This is a genomic window from Stieleria magnilauensis, assembly GCA_007753675.1.
Lineage (GTDB): Bacteria > Planctomycetota > Planctomycetia > Pirellulales > Pirellulaceae > Stieleria > Stieleria magnilauensis.
In genome coordinates this window covers 3,887,674-3,907,985 of sequence record CP036432.1, presented here as the reverse complement: position 1 = coordinate 3,907,985, position 20,312 = coordinate 3,887,674, and the positions used below count along the sequence as shown (strand labels likewise).

Annotated in this window: 16 protein-coding genes; 10 read left to right on the top strand and 6 right to left on the bottom strand. The window is 59.3% G+C overall.

Annotated elements, in window-relative coordinates; all coding sequences use genetic code 11:
- Positions 1–275 precede the first annotated feature (275 nt).
- From TBK1r_RS13805 to TBK1r_RS13795, 3 genes are all read left to right on the top strand, one after another.
- Positions 276–692, top strand: a complete 417-nt coding sequence (locus tag TBK1r_RS13805) for a BlaI/MecI/CopY family transcriptional regulator (protein ID WP_145211477.1) — start codon at positions 276–278, stop codon at positions 690–692.
- Entirely contained in the window at positions 689–4,354 is a 3,666-nt protein-coding gene (locus TBK1r_RS13800) for a carboxypeptidase regulatory-like domain-containing protein (RefSeq protein ID WP_145211474.1), read from the top strand. The genes TBK1r_RS13805 and TBK1r_RS13800 overlap by 4 nt, the downstream gene beginning before the upstream one ends.
- A gap of 95 nt (positions 4,355–4,449) precedes the next feature.
- Positions 4,450–5,667, top strand: coding sequence for a carboxypeptidase-like regulatory domain-containing protein (locus TBK1r_RS13795; RefSeq protein ID WP_145211471.1), 1,218 nt, complete (start codon positions 4,450–4,452; stop codon positions 5,665–5,667).
- Between the two features lie 508 nt (positions 5,668–6,175).
- On the opposite strand, the gene TBK1r_RS13790 is transcribed toward TBK1r_RS13795, so the two are convergent.
- From TBK1r_RS13790 to TBK1r_RS13770, 5 genes are all read right to left on the bottom strand, one after another.
- Positions 6,176–7,648 (bottom strand): sulfatase family protein, encoded by a 1,473-nt coding sequence (locus TBK1r_RS13790; RefSeq protein WP_419581329.1) that lies wholly within the window; start codon positions 7,646–7,648, stop codon positions 6,176–6,178.
- 77 nt (positions 7,649–7,725) lie between these two features.
- The gene (locus tag TBK1r_RS13785; RefSeq protein ID WP_145211465.1) at positions 7,726–8,589 is read right to left on the bottom strand and encodes an alpha/beta hydrolase; all 864 of its coding nucleotides are present in this window, start codon (positions 8,587–8,589) and stop codon (positions 7,726–7,728) included.
- Positions 8,590–8,869: 280 nt separating this feature from the next.
- Entirely contained in the window at positions 8,870–10,150 is a 1,281-nt protein-coding gene (dsrP, locus tag TBK1r_RS13780) for a sulfate reduction electron transfer complex DsrMKJOP subunit DsrP (protein WP_145211462.1), read from the bottom strand.
- A gap of 173 nt (positions 10,151–10,323) precedes the next feature.
- Positions 10,324–11,286, bottom strand: a complete 963-nt coding sequence (locus TBK1r_RS13775) for a 4Fe-4S dicluster domain-containing protein (protein WP_145211459.1) — start codon at positions 11,284–11,286, stop codon at positions 10,324–10,326.
- Positions 11,270–11,839: a cytochrome c3 family protein gene (locus tag TBK1r_RS13770; protein WP_419581328.1), complete on the bottom strand. Its 570-nt coding sequence runs from the start codon at positions 11,837–11,839 to the stop codon at positions 11,270–11,272. The genes TBK1r_RS13775 and TBK1r_RS13770 overlap by 17 nt, the downstream gene beginning before the upstream one ends.
- A gap of 232 nt (positions 11,840–12,071) precedes the next feature.
- Between TBK1r_RS13770 and TBK1r_RS13765 the strand changes: the two genes are divergently transcribed.
- From TBK1r_RS13765 to TBK1r_RS13745, 5 genes are all read left to right on the top strand, one after another.
- Positions 12,072–12,347 (top strand): chaperone NapD, encoded by a 276-nt coding sequence (locus TBK1r_RS13765; RefSeq protein WP_145211453.1) that lies wholly within the window; start codon positions 12,072–12,074, stop codon positions 12,345–12,347.
- 16 nt (positions 12,348–12,363) lie between these two features.
- The gene (locus TBK1r_RS13760; protein WP_145211449.1) at positions 12,364–14,781 is read left to right on the top strand and encodes a molybdopterin-dependent oxidoreductase; all 2,418 of its coding nucleotides are present in this window, start codon (positions 12,364–12,366) and stop codon (positions 14,779–14,781) included.
- The gene (locus tag TBK1r_RS13755; protein ID WP_145211445.1) at positions 14,778–15,599 is read left to right on the top strand and encodes a multiheme c-type cytochrome; all 822 of its coding nucleotides are present in this window, start codon (positions 14,778–14,780) and stop codon (positions 15,597–15,599) included. Before TBK1r_RS13760 ends, TBK1r_RS13755 begins: the two co-directional genes overlap by 4 nt.
- 76 nt (positions 15,600–15,675) lie before the next feature.
- Positions 15,676–16,419, top strand: a complete 744-nt coding sequence (locus tag TBK1r_RS13750; protein WP_145211442.1) for a 4Fe-4S dicluster domain-containing protein — start codon at positions 15,676–15,678, stop codon at positions 16,417–16,419.
- On the top strand, positions 16,416–16,721 hold the full coding sequence (locus tag TBK1r_RS13745) for a hypothetical protein (RefSeq protein WP_145211439.1): 306 nt from the start codon (positions 16,416–16,418) through the stop codon (positions 16,719–16,721). Before TBK1r_RS13750 ends, TBK1r_RS13745 begins: the two co-directional genes overlap by 4 nt.
- A gap of 32 nt (positions 16,722–16,753) precedes the next feature.
- Here the strand turns inward: TBK1r_RS13745 and fusA are convergent, their stop codons facing one another.
- Positions 16,754–18,835 (bottom strand): elongation factor G, encoded by a 2,082-nt coding sequence (fusA, locus tag TBK1r_RS13740; protein ID WP_145211436.1) that lies wholly within the window; start codon positions 18,833–18,835, stop codon positions 16,754–16,756.
- A 591-nt stretch (positions 18,836–19,426) separates the two neighbouring features.
- Between fusA and rpsR the strand changes: the two genes are divergently transcribed.
- Both rpsR and TBK1r_RS13730 read left to right on the top strand, forming a co-directional pair.
- Complete coding sequence (rpsR, locus tag TBK1r_RS13735) at positions 19,427–19,690, top strand: 30S ribosomal protein S18 (protein ID WP_095736868.1); 264 nt, start codon at positions 19,427–19,429, stop codon at positions 19,688–19,690.
- Entirely contained in the window at positions 19,690–20,115 is a 426-nt protein-coding gene (locus TBK1r_RS13730; RefSeq protein ID WP_145211433.1) for an acyl-CoA thioesterase, read from the top strand. The genes rpsR and TBK1r_RS13730 overlap by 1 nt, the downstream gene beginning before the upstream one ends.
- The last annotated feature ends 197 nt before the right edge of the window (positions 20,116–20,312 follow it).

The window sequence follows — 20,312 nt, the reverse complement described above, 5'->3', positions numbered from 1 at the left end:
CCTTTAGGCATCGCGGCTATCCGCCAGTCGCTTCGCGGCTGCAGGGGAAGCGGCTGAAGCCTGGACACCAACACTCACGATGGTTTTTCGGCAGGTGTTGGTGTCCAGCCTTTAGGCGCCTCTATGGATGCCTTTAGGCATCGCGTCTCTCCGCCAGCCGCTTCGCGGCTGCAGGGGGAGCGGCTGAAGCCTGGACACCAATGTCACAAATGTTAGAAAAATAACAAAAGAGGTTTTGCCAGTGACGCTCGATTTGTTACATTTCTAACACTTCGATGCGACACCCTTATTTGCCCCCGGAGTCCAGCGTGCGTTCTGACCTTTCCCGCCGCGAGCGGCAGATCATGGAAGTGATCTATCAGCTCGGCGAACCGACGGCTAACGAGATCGTTGCGGCGATGCCCGACGAGCTTGCCAATGCGACCGTGCGGACACAGCTTCGCACGCTCGAATCAAAAGGCGTCGTCAAGCACCGTCGCGAAGGAAAACGATTCGTGTACTTGCCCGCGGTGCCGCGAAAAAGTGCCGCGGCCAAGGCGTTTCGCAAAGTCCTGGAAATCTTTTTCGGCGGCTCGGTGGAAGATGCACTGGCCACGCACCTTGCCGATCCCAAGACGGAATTGAGCGACGAGCAGGTCAAGCGTCTGCGTCGATTGTTGAACCAACATCAAACCAAAGGCGGCAAGCAATGAGCGATCGCGTGAACCACTGGTTGATCGATAGTCCGCTGTCACTGTGTTTGGTCGTGATCGTCCAAATTGCGGTCGTTTCGGTCATCGCATGGTTGGTCGCGGCCCGGATCAAACGCGTCGACGCAGGACGCACGTATGCCGTCTGGCTGACGGCGGCTTGCTTGACCTTGGGGATCTTGCCGGCGCATCTGCTGCTCGGCGGATGGAAGATTCCGTTGGCTTCTGCGGAAGTCGATGTGGCAAGGCAATCGATCGGCACAGATCAACGGGCGCGGCGGAATGATGGCCGGGCGATGCAACCGATGGCAGTCATCCCGAGTCCTTTGGAACGAGAAGAAGACTCAACGCTCGCCGATCTGACAACGCAACCGAACCGGCTTTCCACCGCCTTGCCGGCCACGTCGTCGTCCGCATTCACCTCAGCGGGAGAGGACGTTTTACTGGGGCGCACGAGCGATCTCCGTAGCTCAGCCACCATCGATCGCAAGCTCGATGGATCGACGACATTGACCGTGTTTGTTTGGATCTATGTCGCTGGATTTGTGTGGGTGGCGTTGCGATTCTCGGCCGGGATGATTCGATTGCGTGTCGCGGCGGCGAAGGGACAGCGTGTCGATCCGCAATTCGTTGCGCTGGCCAATGACATTGCCGAACGGATCGGTTTGACGCGAGTACCTTTGATCGTGCGGACGGATCGCACTTCGATGCCGCTGGTGTTCGGCCTGTTCCGATTCACCGTTCTGGTTCCGAGGCAATTTGAATCGTGGAGTGACGATGAAATTCGGTCGACGTTGTTTCACGAACTGATGCATGTTCGTCGGCATGACGGTGCAGTCCAGCTGATTGCGTCCATGAATCTGATGCTCTACTGGTTCCATCCCGCCGTTTGGCTGATCGATCGGCGGCTCTCCGAATCGCGTGAATGGGCAACCGATCGCGATGTCCTGATCGCAACATCCGAAAACTACAGCGGACTGTCGTCGGGGCGTTATGCCGAGAGCCTGCTCAATATCGTTTCGCGATTTCGCAGCGAGGGAACGACGACTCAGCTTTCCAATCGCTCGGCCATCGCGATGAGCCGTCACACTCAAATTGAAGATCGCTTGACGTTGATCCTCAACGGCGTTCCGGGGCTGTCCCGCTGGCGAATCGCTTCGTTGCGATTGATGGTCGCATTGCTTGCTGTGGCGGCAATCGCGACGACGGTGCGGCTGGAGCATTCAATCGCTCAAGGAACTCCGGACCAGCAAACGCAGTCGGGTTCAGCGGATACCGGTCAAGCGGAAGCAGACAACGCCGGCCCCGTGTACGAGCCGATTCGACCAGACGACAATGACTTGATTGCCCGAGTACTAGGGTCTAAACCGACGCTGGCCGAGCCGGATGATTACGCAGTGATCGTCAATGTCTCCGGCACAGTCCTCTCGCCCGACGGCCAGCCGGTGTCGGGGGCGGCGGTCGTACTGAGGGAATCGAGTGGTCACAGAGTGTCACGTGATCCTCAAAAGTACCTTTACTCGGTGGACCGAGATCTGATTCGAGCGCCCGACGTGATTGGGCGGACCGACACAAACGCGAGCGGCGAGTTCGAATTCGCCGCTGTCAAAGCACCCGCGTTTCCGAATGATCGCACGGACCGTTGGGTAGGCTCACTCGTTGCTGCAATGCCGGGCGCGGGCGTCGCCACGTTGCAGCTGATCATCGAAAAGTCGAATCCGAAGCCGGTCGAAGCAATCACCTTGCAACTCGCGAAGACGAACTCCATCAGCGGTCGATTTGTGACGCCCGATGGCCAACCCCTTGGCGGGGCGATCGTGAACCTGACAGGCTTGTACGCGCCGACGGCCGATCCATGGGATGCCCCCGAGCGATTCGAATTGTTGATGAGCCAATTGACACCGAAAACCATCACCGACAATTCGGGCTACTTCGAGTTCGAAAACATTCCCGTCGGTTTGATCGCATCGATCGAGGCTTCTCATGATGACTGGGAGGACGGATACGCTGCCATTCGGACCAGTGACGACGTCGCAATCGGGAAATTTGAACGTCCCAATCCCAGGCTTCCCAGTGGAGAGGTCGTTGAGAGTCCGGCAACAGTTGTCGCCGACCCAGGTTATACGCTCGTTGGCAACGTCAGCGACGAACGGGGCGCGGGGATCGCGGGAGTCAGCGTCTATCCATCGTCCAGCGTTGACCGCGACGAGACCGATTCGGACGGCAACTTTCGATTTCGTGTCGCGACACACCTGATCAAATACTATTTCGATCGCGACGATCGGCCGATGAAGTTTTCGGTCGTAACGCCCGAAGAAAGCCCGTTCCTGTTGAAGCAAATCGAGCTTTCCAAGGAGCAAGTGACGGGAAAAGAGCCGATCAATGTTGTGCTCCCCCGTGCCGTCGCGATCAGCGGGAAAATGGTGGACGCGTCGGGAACTCCCGTTAAAGGCATCTCGATACGTTCGCTCGACGGTCCGGCGCCGTACGGGGCCGTTTCGAAAGAAAACGGAACGTTCAGTCTGAAACTCCCCCTGGGCGAGCACTTGTTGGTGATGACGACTAGGGAACCGGGCTATGCGATCCCTTCGTCTTCATATGGAATGACGAAGGAGGAAGCCGCGTCGTTACCGCATCGAAAAATCACGATCACCGATTTTGTCCCTCGCGAGCTTGAACCGATCGTGGTCCCCAAGCTGGCCACGTACCAAGTCATTGTATCGCTGCCCGACGGTAAACCTGCCGTTGGGGCATCGGTAATTCTGCGTGACGAAGCAACGGCTAGCACGAACGCTCCCGAATTCGATCGGGCACCTCGCATCGTGGATAAGTCCGAGGCCGAAACCACGAATTCACTCGGGCGCGCCACGCTGGTTCCCCAAGGGGTGACATCACCCAAAGCGTTCATCGACGTCAAGTATCTCCGCGATGACGCCGCCTTCGACGGCACAGTCAAGCTGAGCGAAGCCAAAGACGGCGTCGTCCATCTGGTGTTGCAATCTTCCGCGATCGTCGAAGGCCGCGTGTTGCTCGATGGCAAGCCGGTCGCTGGAGCCCGAATGCAAGTCAGCCTGACTAAGCCTATCCAGCGAACTGCCAACGGCATGACCATGACTGTCATTCAATCCAAAGGCCATCAGTTCGTCACGACGGACTCCGAGGGTGTGTATCGGGCATCCGTGCCCGCCGGAGAGCGGGTCAGCGTCAGCTTGAACCGTGTGCCGAGCCTCAGTGTCGGAGCGGGGATTGGCTATAACGCACAACCCGCCAGCGACGGAAAGCTGATCGTCAAGGACTTTGAATTGATTCGCGGTGACCAGGAGATCGCCGGACGTGTGATTGATGCCGACGGCAACCCGGTCGCCAAGGCGATGGTTTCCATCCGCCGCGACCGGAACGTGATCCCCAACTTCTGGGTTGATCACGATCGCGAAAGCCAATCGACGACCGACGCCAACGGACGGTTTCACCTCAAAAAGGTCCCGCAAGGAAACTATCAATTGATGGTCCGCGGACCCCGAGGCGCAAGTTCCGTCTCGTCGTCACGGATCTCCACGATGGTTCCGGTCAGCACCGGCGAGATGAATTTGGACATCTCGTTAAACCTGCCCAGTGCCCCCCCGATCCAGAGATTGATTCCAGTGGAAATCACCCCCAGGCGGTAGCAACAAGTGGGATTGGATTCCAGGATCGTCATTCGCCGGATCGATGAGCCTGGAAGCCTATCCCACACCATCACCCAAGACGCTGGACCCGAAAAATGCTCTCGATCAAATTCCTGTTGTCGCTGCTGCTGACCGCCGGGACAGCCGAACTGTCAGGCCGGGTGGTCGATTCCGAGAAGGCTCCGGTTGCCGGGGCGATCGTCGTCGTCAGCACCGCCAAACCGCGCGTCGGCCCGGCCACCACCTGCCCGTCGTGCTACCGCGATTGCACCAAACGCACGACCACAGATTCAAACGGACGGTTTTCGATCCCTGATCTGTCCGACAGCTTGCTGTTCAGCTTGGCCGCCGGCGGTGCGGGCTATCAAGGCCAAGTCTCCGAGCACTTTGACCCGGCCCTGAAACCGGAGATCACATTTCAGCTCGAACCACTCGAGCGGACGGAAAAAATCGACGTCGTCCGCGGGCGGGTGGTCGACAGCGATGAAGATCCGATCGCGGGAGCCCAGGTGCGGCCCCATAACATCCTCCGCAGCAACGGCATCGGTGGCGGATCCGACCGTTCGGTGACACCGCTGACGTTGACCGATGTCGACGGCTTCTTCGAAATGTCGGTCGGTGATCACATCCAGTGGATCGACCTGCGGATCCATGCGTCTGCCTATGCACCGGCACAAACCCGGTGGAGTCGTTCGGGTGACGACGAACTCATCATCTCGCTTGGAGCCGGCGCAGATCTACGGGGCAGATTGGTGTTTCGCGGCAAACCCGTCGCCGGCGTCGAAGTCGGCCTGGTACAAAAGAATCGCATGATGGGCAGCATCGTGACGCCACAGGAAGTCTTCACCGACGAATCCGGAATGTTCCGCTTCGAACAGCTTCCACCGGAACTTGATTACGCCCTCTACACGCACACCGGCCAGGCTGCATCGGCGGTGTTGCCACTGAGTTTTGTCCAGGCAGCCCGGCACGGTGAATTGGCCGATCTGGGCGACATTCCGGCGGTTGAACCGAGACGCTTGTCGGTCACCGTGACGACCAGCGATGGTTCGCCACTTCCCCAAGATAGTTACGTCTACATCGGGCGACGCTACGGTTGGCGTGGCTCGCAATTGCCGCTGGAGCAAAAGACAACGTCGAAGGTGGCGATCCTGGACGCAGCCCCTGAAGTCTATGAGGTCGGTGTGCGGACAAAGGGTTACACCGTCTTGGAAACCCAGCCGACGTTAAACGTCGATCTGAACCGAAGTTATTCGGTAGACGCCAGCGTCGAATCAAGTGTCGTGTTTATTTTGCAGCGGACGGGGAATTAAGGTCACACGTGTTGGTGTCCAGCCTTTAGGCGCCTCTATGGATGCCTTTGGGCATCGCGGTTCTCCGCCAGTCGCTCCGCGGCTGCAGGGAGAGCGGCTGAAGCCTGGACACCAACACTCACCAAAGTTTTTCGGCAGTTGTTGGTGTCCAGCCTTCAGGCGCCTCCTCGGATGCCGTCAGGCATCGCGGTTCTCCGCCAGCCGCTCCGCGGCTGCAGGGGGAGCGGCTGAAGCCTGGACACCAACACTCACCATGGTTTTTCGGCATCCGTTGGTGTCCAGCCTTCAGGCGCATCCTCGGATGCCTTTAGGCATCGCGGTTCTCCGCCAGCCGCTCCGCGGCTGCAGGGGGAGCGGCTGAAGCCTGGACACCAACACTCACCATGGACTTTCGGCAGGTGTTGGTGTCCAGCCTTTAGGCGCCTCCATGGATGCCTTTAGGCATCGCGTCTCTCCGCCAGTCGCTGCGCGGCTGCAGGGGAAGCGGCTGAAGCCTGGACACCAACACTCACTTCGAATACCAATCGGGTGTTCCGAACCAATCGTGCATTTCCTTTTCGAACGGGGCGACGACGGCGCGGGGCTCTGGGATCTCTCCTCGGTCGCCGGTTTCGACGATCCAGGTATCCAGCGCGGCGCGCATCCGAGTCAGGGCTTCTTGATGCGATGCGTCACCGGAATCGGCGAGGTTTTTGATCTCGTAAGGGTCCGCTTGCGTGTCGTAAAGCAGTTCGTCCGGGAACGGTTTCATCAACTCCGCCGGCGGTCCCGTCAGTTTGCCTTCGGCATGTAATTTCCTCATCAACGGCTTGACCAAGAAACACTTTTCCTTGTAGCGATTCAGCGTCGTAAAACCGGCTCCGGGCGTGAAGTTGCGGATGTAGTGGTAGCGTTTGTCACGGACGCTGCGCAATCGAATTTCGGTTTCGTCGATGCGATCGCGGGCGCTGAACACGTACTTGCGATCGGGTCCGGTTTGTTCACCCAGAAACCGACGACCTTGCATGCCGAGGGGCGGCTCGATTCCGGCCATCCAAAGTGTCGTGGCGGTCAAGTCGATCAGGCTAATCAGCTCGTCGCTGACGGCGCCCGGTTTGATTTGTTTCGGCGCCGGATAATTCTTGGGCCAGCGAATCACCATCGGGACGTGTAACCCCGAATCCCAACACCAGTGAATCCCGCGTGCTTCCAGTCGACCGTTGTCGGAAAAGAAAACGACGATGGTGTCGTCGGCCAAACCGTCTGCTTCCAGCCGGTCCAAGATCCAGCCGACGCGGACATCGGTTCCGGTGACGGAGTTCAAATACCGCGCCCATTCCTGGCGCGTGATCGGGTGATCGGGGTAATACGGTGGCGGCGTCACGTTCTCCGGCGTCGCGACCTTGGGATGCCACTCTTCACCCACCCATTTCACGCGTTCCTTTTCAGCCGACTTGCGGTCGTAAATGTCGTATTCCGCTTCCGGCATATTGATCTGGGCGAAGAACGGCTGGCCCGGCTTGAGTTTCTCCCAGTCGTCGGTCGTGTAAAGTTGGCCTTCGTTGACGAAGTTCAAATCCAACTTTCCCGTGCCGATGACGCGATCACCGATCGTTTTCAGGTTGGCGGTGATGTAGCCGGCGTCGTGCAACCGTTGCGTGATCGGACGCACGCCCGACGGCAGCCGAAAGTCATCGCTGCGATGCGAACGCATGTGGTGCGTGTCGGTGGACGTTTGGTACATGCCGGTCATGAATGCCGACCGGCTCGGTGCACAAACCGGTGAGGTTGAAAAGACGTTGGTGTAGCGAATCCCTGCCGCGGCCAAGCCGTCGACGTTCGGCGTGTGGACGTTCTTCGCACCGTAACATCCAAAGTCCAGATCAAAGTTCTCGCCGATGATCCAAAGGATATTCGGTGGCTTGGTCGGGGCTTGTGCGTGGGCAATCGTGACGAAGCCCGGGGAAGCGACAAGCAATAGGGCGAGAAGGCGTAGGGACATTGTCTGATTAAGTGATAGGAAAGGATGATCGGATCGAAAAAGTGGGATAGGCTTCCAGCCTGTCATTTCAGGGCTGACTAATCCAACCGGCTGCGAATCCACTCCGCCATCAGCTTCAAGTGCTCGTCATCATAAAATGCGTTTCCGCCGTGTGCGGCGCCGTGGATGACGTGGAACGTGACATCCAGTCCGACGCGCTCGTAAGCCCCTTGGAGTTCGTGTGACTGGTTGATCGGCATCTGCGGATCTTGGTCCCCGTGGATCAGCAACAGCGGCGGGTCGCCGGAATCAACGTGCTCGACCGGACTGGCCAGCCGAGCCGCATCGGGAACGCCGGTCGGCAAGTCACCCAGCAAAAGCTTCAGTGCCGGTTCGCGAACGCTCAAACCGTGCGGCGTCGATTGGCTGAGGACCGTTTGCAAGTTGCTCGCGCCGTACAAGGAAATGATCGCGGAGACGCCGGATGGAACCTCCGCATTTCCCATCGCCAGATCTTCCAAGGCTTGGACGCCGTCGCTGACGCCAACCAACGCTGCCAGATGGCCACCGGCCGATGCACCGGCAATCACGATCCGATCAGGATCGATTTCAAACCTCGCCGCATGCGTGCGCAGGAAACGAATTCCCGCTTTGATGTCTTCAGTTTGCGCGGGAAACCGTGCCGTCCCGCTCAAGCGGTAATTGAGACTTGCGATCGCGAAGCCCTGTTCGGTCAATCGCTTGATCGGCACGTTGCGTTTGTCACCGGCTCGCCAGGCACCGCCGTGCACCCAAACGATCAATGGGGACACGCCATCGGTCTGGCTGGGGTAGAAATCCAGTTTCAGATCAACGCCGTCGATCTTGGCAAACGCAACATCATGTTGGATTGCAGGCTCGGCTGAACGGACGTGGATTGCGATCGAGCAGACCATCAATAGGCACAGAGAGAATCGGCGCATGGCAACAACGTTGGAAGACGCGAATGAAACGAGCATGCGTGTTGGTGTTTAGGCTTTAGCCGATTCCCGCTACGTTAACGTCAACGAGGGGGCCGCTCGCGCTGGCGCGAACCGGCTGATGTCAAACGACTATCAGCCGTTTGCCGCGAGCCTGCGGGCCAACACCCGCCGCATTGCGGATGCGCCTAAAGGCTGGACACCAACGCTTGCTGAATCGCTACCAGCTCTGTCTGTGGCGGCGTTCATGCAAGACGCATTTGGTCGGGCATTGTACACCGCATCAGACCGTCGCGGTTGGCTCTTTGGAACGCACCTGCCCGGTGAAGACGCTGACCACCAATTTCATCAGCAGTGTCAGAACCAGCATTCCGAACGCCCAGATCCCGACGGTGACTTTCCATTCGATCAGGCTGGGCGTGTATTCCACGATCTCGTGAAGCGTCGAAGGGATGAATCCGGGGATGATCAGGCCCATGCCTTTTTCGATCCAGATGCCGACGATGCAGCACAGGCAGGCGACGATGCGGACGGTACTGCGTTCCATGGCCGCGGGCAGGAAAAACAGAAACGTGCCGAGCAAATTGAGCGCGATGGCCGACCAGATCCACGGCACCAAGCCGTGATGACCGTGGGCCCCGAAGAACAGGTAGTTGGCTGCCGATGCGTGCCCGCCGCCGGTGTAAAAGAGCGTGAAAATCTCGCTGGCCAACATCACCAGATTGACCACCATCGCGACGCGGATAATTTGAATCAGCGTCCTGGCCGGACCCACCGGCGCGGTGTAGCCGGTGGTGACCCGGATCACCCGCATCACCAGGATGATGAATGCCGGTCCGCTGACAAATGCCGAGGCCAGAAATCGCGGCGCCAGCAGAGCGGTATTCCAAAATGGCCGTCCGCCCAGTCCGCAGTACAAGAATGCGGTGACCGTATGAATGCTGATCGCCCAAAAGATCGACAAAAACACAAACGGGATATACCACTTGGGATCGGGTTTGCGACCCAGGTAACGCATGTAGAGCAAGTAGCCGACGACGTGCAGGTTGATCAACAGGTAGCCGTTGAGCACGATCACGTCCCAGGTCAACATCGACATCGGCCAATTGAATTCCCCGATGCCGGGAATCATGTGCCAGAATCGATCTGGGCGGCCCAGGTCGACGATCACGCTCAACGTGCACATCACGATCGCCGCGATCGCTACTGTTTCTCCGACGATCACCACCTTGTGCATGTCTTCGTCGTCATACAAATACGCGGGGATCACCATCATCACGCCGCCGGCGGCCAGGCCGACACAGAAGGTGAAGTTGGCGATGTACAAACCCCAGCTGACGTGATCGGTCATGTTGGTGCCGATCATGCCGCCGGCGACCTGATTGGCCCATGCGTTGGCCCCCACCAAAGACAATGCGGTCAGCAGGGTCATCCAGGCATAGAACCCAAAAGATCCCTCGGTCGCCAGCCACAGGATGCGTTTGAGAAATCGCGGATAGCTGAGCAGATGGGATTCATCGCTGCGATGATCATCGCTCGTCGGCACGGCCGTGGTGCTGCTCATGTTCTTGCTTGATTCACTTGCCGAAGCAAACGGGGGATGGACGTTGATGGTTGGTGTGCAGCCTTGAGACGCTTCCACGGATGCCTTTCGGCACCCCGCACAGGCGGCAGCCGCGACGCGGCAGCGAGGAGGCGGCTAAAGCCTGGACACCAACGGTTTGGATGTTGTGACTGTCAGTCGAAGTAGTAAAAGAACGCCGGCTTGGTTCCCAGTTCTTCCTTCAAGATGTAGACCCGTTTGTTCTCCAAGATCCATCGGATATTGGAATCGGGGTCCAAGATGTTTCCGAACACACGGGCACCGGTCGGGCAAGCTTCCAGACAAGCGGGCAGCTTCCCGCGACGGGTTCGATGCAAACAATACGTGCACTTTTCCACGACCCCGACGGGGCGAATTCGATTGCTCAGGTAGCTTTGGTCCGGATTGATTTCCTCGGCAGGAACCTCCGCCTGTTTCCAATTGAAACGCCGTGCGTGGTAGGGGCAGGCCGCTTCGCAGTACCGGCAACCGATGCACCAGTTGTAATCGACCACGACGATCCCATCTTCTTCCTTCCACGTCGCTTTGACCGGACAGACATCGACGCAAGGCGGTTCGTCACACTGCTGGCACTGGACCGGCAAGTAAAACTTGTCGTCTTTGGGAACCACGCCGCTGTACGTCGTGTTGCCCTGCTCCATGTCCATCGTGCCCTTGGGCATTTCCAGAACACGGATGTACGACTGGCCGGTCGAACGGTCGTGATTGTTCTCTTTGTGGCAGGCTTCGACGCATTTTCCGTTGCCGTTGCAGACGCTCAGGTTGATCGCGTAGACAAACTTGGTGTTCGGGATCGGACGGTCGTCGGCGATCTCGACTTCGACGCCATGGTTTTCTTTGGCCTCCGCTTCCAGTCGCGCGATCACCTGACGCTTGTCCTCATCGGTCAAGCGTTTGTAATGCGATTGCATGAACTCGGCCGCCGAGCTCCGCTGGGCGGCTTGCCGCAACGGGGAAACGGCGGCGACAAACGCGGCGGCGCCGAGGGTGGCGAAGGCGCCTTTGACCGCGGTGCGTCGGCTGGGATTTGCGATGACCGGCAGCGAACGATCGCCCCCGCCATCACCTGCCGGTGACGGATCATTTGTGGTCGTCATGCTTCGTTTCATCCTTCAGAAAGCGATCCCGTGGCTTGAAGCCGACGATCATCTTGGGGTAGCTCGGCTCGTGGGGGTCGTGACAATCGATGCAGTTGTTTTTCGTTTGCGGACCGCGCGACAGATCCCAGTGCCCGTTCATGCCGCCGTGGGCACCGTGCCGAAACGCGGTCGCCTGGGCGGCGTGACATTGCGAACACAATGTCATCACGTCGCGATACTCGACCACGCTGCCATCGGCCAGTCGCAAGGCGTCGGACTGTTCGGGGTTGTGGCAGGCATAACAGGCCAAGGTGCCGTGATTGAACGTCAAACCCTGGTGAAACTCGTCCAACGAATCGCTGCTTCGGTTGGCAAGGTTGGGTGGGCGGACGCTGTGGCAGGTCGAGCAGGCGACCTGACCGGATCGACCTTGCGGGTCCGTCGCGGCCAGCTCGATCAACGGTGGACCATCGGGGCGACGAACCACGACAGCATGACGTCCAGGCTCACTCGGCGCACTCGACTTGCGTTCTGTCTCGCTGATCGCTTGAGCCACGATCGGGGAGGGCACCGTCGAGATCGACTGCGCTAAAACGTCACGCTCCCTGCGCTGATTGTCGCGCGGTGGTGTGCCGTCCCAGCACACCACAACCATCAGCGCGGCTGTACAAACGACACCGGCTGAAAGAAGACTGGCGATTCGCGTCATGCATTTTCTGGCGGAGATTGGGTTCAACTGACGAGACAAAACCTATACACTGCTGTGCAGATTAAACACTACTCAAGTAGAAGAAGCAAGCGAAGTGCCAATCAGCGGCTTGGTGATCACTTTCGATCAAACGTTCGACCACATCGACGAGACCCTTTCCCGTTTGCGGGCCGAGCCGGCGATCGAAGTTGGCGCCTGCGACCGGCAACAATGTGCGATCGTTGTCGACACGCCTTCTCAAGCGGACGACAAAAAGATTTACCAGTGGGTACAGGACTTGCCTGGAGTAGCGGGCATCCAGGTTGCGTTCGTCGGGTTCGATGACGACGCGACCCCAGACTCCTCTTCAACGACCGATTCGGTGGACTGACCAGTAGGGAACAGAAATGGATTCAAAGCGACGTGGTTTTCTCAAGTCCGCCGCGATGGCTGCGGCCAGTTCGATGGTGCTCGGCGACGGGGAGTTCTCCTTGCCCGTGCTCGGCGCGGCCGATGCGCCCAATGATGGCGATGATGTGACGTGGAACAAGGCGCCCTGTCGTTTTTGCGGAACCGGGTGCCACGTCCAAGTCGGTGTGCACGACGGACGCGTGGTGGCGGTCGCCGGCGACAAAGCCGCCGAGGTCAATAAGGGCCTGTTGTGCGTCAAGGGCTATCACGTCGGTGGGATCTTGTATGGCGCGGATCGATTGACGAAACCGTTGCTTCGCAAAGACGGCCGTTTGGTCGAAATCGAGTGGGACGAAGCGATTGATCTCATCGCCAAACGCATCATGGACGCTCCCGAGAAGTTCGCGTTTTACGGCAGCGGTCAATGGACGATCCCCGAAGGTTACGCGGCGCAAAAGCTGATGAAGGGTGGGCTTTCCAATAACCACATCGACCCCAACGCTCGGTTGTGCATGGCGTCGGCCGTGACCGGATTTCTGGCGACGTACGGGGTCGACGAGCCGGCCGGATGCTACGACGACCTGGACGCCTGCGATGTCCTGATCACGTGGGGCAACAACCCCGCGGAAATGCACCCGATTCTGTTTTCACGGGTCACCGACCGCCGCTCCCGCGGAGAGAACGTTCGCATCATCGACATTTCCACCCGACGGACCCGGACCACCGATGCGGCCAACGATTATTTGGAAATGGACCCCCACGGCGACGTTGCGATCGCCTTGGGGATCATGAACCAGCTGATCGCTTCGGGCACCTACGACAAAGACTTCGTGGAAAAACATTGCGCGTTTCGGGCGCTCGAATCCGAATCCCCGACGCTGCAAGGTGAGGCGATTTCGGAGGACGAGTTTCGCAAACGGATCGCGGCCTACACGCCCGAACGTGTCGAAGAGCTTTCCGGGGTTCCCGCCGACAAGATCCGCATGTTGGGCAAACTGTTCGGCGACCGCAATTTGCGGATCACCAGTTTGTGGTGCATGGGGATGAATCAGCACACGATGGGCACGGCGGTCAACTCGCTGGTCCACGGGGTCCACCTATTGAGCGGCCACTTCGGACGCCCCGGCGATGCGCCGACCAGTTTGACCGGGCAGCCGTCTGCTTGCGGGACGGTTCGCGAAGTCGGCACGTTGGCTCACGCGTTGCCCGGAGGTCGGGTGGTCGCCAATCCGGATCATCGCGGCCAATGCGAAGGGTTTTGGAACCTGCCGGCCGGCCGCATCAGTCCCACGCCGGGCTTTCACACGGTCAAGATGTTCGACCAGTTCACCAAGTCCGCCGAAGAAGGCGGCGACATCGATACGTTGTTTGTCCAGGTCACCAATCCGGGTCAAACCCTGCCCAACTTGAACAAGTTGTTCAACGACAAAGAAATTCTGAAGGACAAGTTCTTGATCGTCTCGGAGGTTTATCCGACGGCGACGACGCAGCTGGCCGACTTGATTTTGCCGGCCGCGCTGTGGGTCGAAAAGAACGGGATCTACGGCAACAGCGAACGCCGAACCCAGCAGTGGTTCAAAATGGTCGATCCGCCAGGCGAAGCTCGTGACGACACCTGGATGACGATCGCCATCGCGCACCGTTTGCTGGAACTCGGTCACGAAGGCATGAAAGACAAAGACGGCGAATTTATCTTCGCGGTCAAAGATGATCAGGGCGAAGATATCCCGATTTGGGAATTTGAACACTACTACGACACGAACGTCGACAAGCACTTGTTCGAGGAGTATCGCCAGTTCACGACGATGAAGCACAAGAACCTGGCGCCTTATGACGAGTATGTCAAAGCGCGTGGATTGCGTTGGCCGGTCGTCCAGCAAGATGACGGGTCTTGGCGTGAAACGCGATTCCGTTTCGCCGGTTTCGACGACCCGTTCGTGGCCGAAGGCGAGGAATTCGACTTCTATCATTCCAGCAGCGGTGACGGACGCGCCCAGGTGTGGTTCCACGATTACCAACCACCGCCAGAGGTTCCCGACGAAGAGTTTCCGATGTGGCTGTGCACCGGACGGGTTCTGGAGCACTGGCACACCGGGACGATGACCCGGCGTCTGCCGCAGCTCAACCGCGCGATGCCGACCGCCTATGTCGAAATGAATCTGCAGGACGCGTTGGCGCAGAACATTCGCCAAGGGGAAACGGTGGTGATCGAATCGTTACGCGGCACGACACAGCTGCCGGTGTGGATCGATGGCCGTGGCCGACCGCCGCGGGGGACGATCTTCGTTCCGTTCTTTGACGAGACCAAACTGATCAACAACTGCACCTTGGATGATCACGACCCGTTCTCCAAGCAACCGGATTACAAGAAGTGTGCCGCGCGGGTTCGCAAGCTCAGTGAGGCGTCGTCATGAGCGATCAACCAAAGCTCGCGGGCCGCGGACGGCTGATGTCCATGTTCCTGTTTGTCGTCATTGCGGTTTCCGCGATCGGCTATCTCGTCGGACTTTCCGACGGTGTACCCAGGCCCGATGGCGTGTCCGAACGTTCTCCGACGGACGTCGCCGAAACGTCCGCGGTCGACGCGTCGGGGAAGGTCATCCCGGCGGTCAGCTATGCCGAGATTCCCGCCACGCCGATGGGGCCGACGGTCGCCTACCAGGCAAAACCCGTCGCGCTGTCGGATCAGCTGGCGTACGATTTGTTTAAGAAGATCGAGCCGAGTGAAGCCGATAAACTGGATTCCAGTCGCATCCGGTCTTCCCGCAGAGCGTACAACGGCGCCCCGCCGATCATTCCGCATGCGGTGGAACACACCAGCGACGCGGCCTGCTACGCCTGCCATGGCGGCGGCGTTCGGCTGGACGGGATGAAGGCCAGCGTGATGTCGCACGCGTATTTGGCCAATTGCGTCCAGTGCCACTCGCCGCCTCCGCCGACGCCGTTTCAAGACGTTCCCCATGACGTTGACAATCATTTCGTCGGCTTGGCGGCACCCCAGGCCGGAAAACGGGCCTACCCCGGCGCGCCGCCCACGATCCCACATTCGCAGTGGATGCGAGAAAGTTGTAATGCGTGTCACGGCGGTCCCAACGGTTGGGCGGGTATGGAATCGACGCACCCCTGGCGAACCAACTGCACCCAATGCCACGCACCCTCGGCGATCCTGGATCAAGCGATTCCCGCCAAGACGATTCCGATGTTGCCGCCGCTCGATGTGGTGGTGAATTAGGGGCATTGGGCTCGCACTGTACTGCGAACGCGCCCTCTTCCACTCATTCCTGTTCATCACTTCACGGTCCGATTCAATGCCATCGCCTGCGGCAGACGATAATCAACCGAGCCGAAAGCCGACGCTCAATCGCCGCGATCTGCTGCAAGGCAGGCTTTGGAAACTGATGCGGCCTTCGGAGCGGACGCCGTTGGTGATGCGTTATCCCAAAACGCGCGCGGACGTCGATGGCTCCGATCTTGCGCCGTCAAGCAAGCCGTCAAGCAAAACGCCACGTAGTATCGGCGGCATCGCGATCGAACCGGTGCCGCCGACAGCGTTCGACACGACCGCGCCGCCGAGATCGTTCCCGGTCTTTCGGCCTCCCGGCGCCGTCGCTGAGCACCAGTTTCTCGCCGGTTGCACGCGCTGCGGCGATTGCGTGGATGTCTGTCCGCATGACGCGATCGTCAAAGCACCGGATCGCATGGGGGCGATCGCGGGGACGCCGACCATCGACGCCGATGCCAACGCATGTTTGATGTGCGAAGACTTTCCTTGCATCAGTGCCTGCGAACCGGGCGTGTTGTCACGGTTGCTGCCCACGACGATCGGCACCGCCAGGGTCACCGAGCACCTGTGCCTGGCCCATCACTCGACGATCTGCACGGTTTGCAGCGAGCGTTGTCCGACCGCGGGCGTGATCAGCGTTTCCGATGGAAAGCCGACGATCGATGAAGGGACATGCACCGGTTGTGGTGTCTGCCGCTATGTTTGTCCGGCACCGGAAAACGCGATTCTGCTGATGCCGCTGCTGAATCGCCCGAGTTTGCCGTCATGACGCCCGAAGAAGAACCACTTCCAGAAATCCTGCAGGCCGAATGGGCGCGGGATCAGGTGATGGCGTTGTTCGCCGATCTGGAGGCCGGATCTGAGGTCCGGCACGTGCAGTTGCGAACCGCGTCGGACGACGCGGCGGTGACGCTGGCCGATGCCGAAGCGGCATTCGCCCAAGGGACCGCCCGCGCGATCCAAGTCCGCTATCGATTCGAGGGGGAATGGTGGAGCGACACGATCTTGCCCGGCGATCCGACGACCAAGATCATTCGCAGCCGGTTGCCCGACCACGGCACGTCACCATGAAGGTGATCGCGCCGTGATCACTTGCGTCCGGACTACTTGCCTTCCTTTTCGCGACGTTTCATCTCGACGATTTCGTCCTGAACGTTAGACGGCGTTTCGCGATACGTCGCCAATTCCATCGTGAACGTTCCCTGGCCCTGCGTCATGCTACGCAGATCGGTCGAGTAGCCGAAGGTTTCAGCCAGCGGGATTTCAGCGATGATGACGCTGACTCCGTCGACGATGTCGTTGCTGTTCATGATGCCGCGGCGACGGATGACGTCACCGACGACGGTCCCTTGGAAATCTTCCGGGCACTCGATTTCGATCTTCATGATCGGTTCGAGCAACTTCGGAGCGGCTTGCTTGAAGTACTCGCGGAAGCAACCTTGGGCGGCGGTGTAGAACGCTTTTTCCGACGAGTCGACTTCGTGGAACGAGCCGTCGTCGAGATCGATCTTGGTGCCCACGACGGGGTATTCCGCGAGGGGGCCTTTGCCCAGGATATCTCGGAACCCTTTTTCGATTGCCGGGATGTACTGCTTGGGGATCCGGCCGCCGACGACGTGATCTTCGAATTCAAAGCTGTCTTCGCTGATCGAGTCGAGCGGGCTGAGCTTGCCGACGATGTGGGCGTATTGTCCCGAACCACCGGTTTGCTTCTTGTGCTTGTAATTGAACTCGATCGCACGGGTCGGGCTTTCGCGGTAGCTGACCTTGGGCGCCCCGACTTCGATTTCGACGTCGTACTCACGACGGATCCGTTCGATGTAGACTTCCAGGTGCAATTCGCCCATGCCGCTGATCAGGATTTCGTTGGTTTCCTCGTCCGTCATCACGCGGAACGTGGGGTCTTCCTTGCGGAACCGCTGCAGCGCCTTGCTCATCTTGTCGCCGTCGCTGCGGTTCTTGGGCATGACCGCGATCTTGATGACGGGATCCGGGACGAACATCGATTCCAGCGTGCACTGATCTCGCTCTTCGGCATAGGTATCACCACTGGCCGAATCGATGCCGGTGACGGCGACGATATCGCCGGCGCAGGCCGAGTCGATTTTTTCGCGTTTGTCGCTGTGCATTCGTACGATTTGGCTGAAGCGTTCCTTGCGGCCGGTCCGTTGGTTGACGTAGGTGCCGGCTTTTTGGATCGTTCCCTGGTAGATCCGCATGAAGGTCAATTGGCCGAACTCGTCGTCGACGATCTTGAACGCCATGCCGACGAACGGTGCATCCGGATCGGGTTTCAGTTCGATCTTTTTGGTTTCGTCTTTGGGGTCGACGCCACGGATTTCGCGATCCAGCGGGCTGGGCAGGTAGCGGTTGACGGCATCGAGCAGCGGCTGGACACCCTTGTTCTTGAACGCACTGCCCATGTAGACCGGGGTGGCACCGGCGAGCACGGCGTCGCGGGTGACCTTGTAGATCATCTCCAGCGGCACTTCTTCTTCGCTGAGCAACAGTTCCATCATCTCGTCGTTGTACATCGACAGCTGCTCGAGCATGTGGGCCCGTTGGGCAACGCACTTGTCCATCAATTCGGCGGGGACTTCACCGACGTCGACGTTTTGGCCTTCGTCGCCGGAGAAGCGGTAGGACTTCATTTCGATCAGGTCGACGACGCCTTGGAATTTGTCTTCGGCACCGATCGGGTATTGCATCAAGAACGCTTCGGCACCCAGTTTGTCGCGGAGTTGTTCGACGACGCGGAACGGGTTCGCGCCGGTTCGGTCCATCTTGTTGATGAACGCGACGCGGGGCACTTGGTAGCGTTTCATTTGCCGGTCGACGGTGATCGATTGGCTCTGGACGCCGCCGACGCTGCACAGCACCAGGACGGCGCCGTCGAGGACGCGGAGAGAACGTTCGACTTCGACGGTGAAGTCGACGTGGCCGGGCGTATCGATCAGGTTGATCTTGTAGCCTTTCCATTCCAGGCTGGTGGCGGCACTGGTGATCGTGATCCCACGTTCTTTTTCCAGTTCCATGTGGTCCATCGTCGCGCCGTCGCCGCCGCCACGGACGTCTTCGATCTTGTGAATTCGACCAGCGTAGAACAAGATGCGTTCGCTCAATGTGGTCTTGCCCGAGTCGATGTGGGCGCTGATCCCAATGTTTCTAACTTTCTCCAATTTCATCTCATTCACCTAGCTGTCGCAGCCGACCGAAGACGTCTCGGGGACGCGGAAAACAATTCGCGTCAACTTGTTTATTGGAAAGACCGAGAATGGTGGGTCGGAACGAATTGTGTTGTGGGGCACCGATCGGTGTCGTCCGCGACGCCCCCTGGGGGGCAAACGGTACAGCCGGCTCGGTACAAGTCTCAGTAACGGGGAAGGGCTGATTCGATCGCGGCAAAGGAGGCCGTCTTGAATCACGCCGAAAATTTTTGCGGAATATGGCAAAGGTTTGGCCCAGCGGAAAGGGCAAATCCAACGGGAGCGGCCAACAATTCGACCGCTTTTCACACCGTTTTCACAAGGCCCCCGCTGGTTTCCTCTTGCCGAAGGGCTGCGACCGCGGCATACTGCCCCGCTTCATTCGATCCCTTGGCGAGTCGATGAGCCGCCCGCGGGAATGGTTTCCGCCCAAGCTCCTGTCTCACCGACCACTCGCGACGTCTTCACCGACAACACCGCTTCAGCGATTTAAGGGTGTTGCACGCCGCCTTGAGTGTCCGATCGCCACCCTTTCTGTAGAGCCCAAGAAAAGAAATGCCAGCCCGACCGATGAGTTCGCGTAGCCGAGCCCGAAAACGTTCACGCGTCCGCTCCCGAGCCAAGAAACAAGATCCGATTTTTGTCGATGGTCAGCGTCCCCGTCCGATGTACGTGGACTACAAAGACGTCGAGCTGCTGAAGAAAATGATCAATCGCCAAGGCCGAATCGTCGGACGGCGCAAGAGCGGATGCACGGCCGTCAGCCAGCACGCGGTGACCGCCGCCGTCAAACGCGCCCGCTACATGGCTCTGCTGCCCTTCCAAGGCGATTGATGAGTTTTCGAACTCGTCGTCTCGTCGAGTTTCGTGACACGGATGCCGCCGGAATTGTTCACTTTTCGGCGTTCTTCCCCTGGATGGAATCCGCCGAGCACGAAATGTTGCGGTCGTTGGGAATCAAGGTCTTGCCGGATTCCCACGACGACCCCTCCGTGACGTGGCCTCGCGTCAGTGTCGGCTGCGATTACGCCAACGCCGCCCGCTTCGAAGATTGGCTGGAGATCGAGGTTTCGGTCGTCAAGATCGGCCGCTCCAGTATCCGCTACGAGGTGGCGTTCTCACGCCAGGACAAAGGCGGGGGCATCGTCCCGGTCGCCAAAGGGACCACGGTCGTTGTCTGCTGCCGTCTCCGCCCCGGCGGTGGGCTGGAAAAGGCGATGATCCCCGATGAGATCCGCGCCAAGCTGGAATCCGTGTAGGGGCGGATGGGAATTGCGTCCCGTGGCGTCGGTCAGGTGGTGCCCGGCGAGGCGCTGGCATGCACAGCATGCCCGACGTGTGGTGGTTGGCATGCACGGCATGCCGTACGCGTCTTCGCTGCGAAACTGAGAAATCTCGGGGAAGCGGGGCAACCATTTGGCGACTCGTTGCGTAGCGATCAGTCGGCGGAAAAGGT

Coding starts and splice junctions, on each gene's coding strand:
- TBK1r_RS13805 (WP_145211477.1), top strand. CDS start 276: ATGCGACACCCTTATTTGCCCCCGGAGTCCAGCGTGCGTTCTGACCTT.
- TBK1r_RS13800 (WP_145211474.1), top strand. CDS start 689: ATGAGCGATCGCGTGAACCACTGGTTGATCGATAGTCCGCTGTCACTG.
- TBK1r_RS13795 (WP_145211471.1), top strand. CDS start 4,450: ATGCTCTCGATCAAATTCCTGTTGTCGCTGCTGCTGACCGCCGGGACA.
- TBK1r_RS13790 (WP_419581329.1), bottom strand. CDS start 7,648: ATGTCCCTACGCCTTCTCGCCCTATTGCTTGTCGCTTCCCCGGGCTTC.
- TBK1r_RS13785 (WP_145211465.1), bottom strand. CDS start 8,589: ATGCGCCGATTCTCTCTGTGCCTATTGATGGTCTGCTCGATCGCAATC.
- dsrP (WP_145211462.1), bottom strand. CDS start 10,150: ATGAGCAGCACCACGGCCGTGCCGACGAGCGATGATCATCGCAGCGAT.
- TBK1r_RS13775 (WP_145211459.1), bottom strand. CDS start 11,286: ATGACGACCACAAATGATCCGTCACCGGCAGGTGATGGCGGGGGCGAT.
- TBK1r_RS13760 (WP_145211449.1), top strand. CDS start 12,364: ATGGATTCAAAGCGACGTGGTTTTCTCAAGTCCGCCGCGATGGCTGCG.
- TBK1r_RS13755 (WP_145211445.1), top strand. CDS start 14,778: ATGAGCGATCAACCAAAGCTCGCGGGCCGCGGACGGCTGATGTCCATG.
- TBK1r_RS13750 (WP_145211442.1), top strand. CDS start 15,676: ATGCCATCGCCTGCGGCAGACGATAATCAACCGAGCCGAAAGCCGACG.
- TBK1r_RS13745 (WP_145211439.1), top strand. CDS start 16,416: ATGACGCCCGAAGAAGAACCACTTCCAGAAATCCTGCAGGCCGAATGG.
- fusA (WP_145211436.1), bottom strand. CDS start 18,835: ATGAAATTGGAGAAAGTTAGAAACATTGGGATCAGCGCCCACATCGAC.
- rpsR (WP_095736868.1), top strand. CDS start 19,427: ATGAGTTCGCGTAGCCGAGCCCGAAAACGTTCACGCGTCCGCTCCCGA.
- TBK1r_RS13730 (WP_145211433.1), top strand. CDS start 19,690: ATGAGTTTTCGAACTCGTCGTCTCGTCGAGTTTCGTGACACGGATGCC.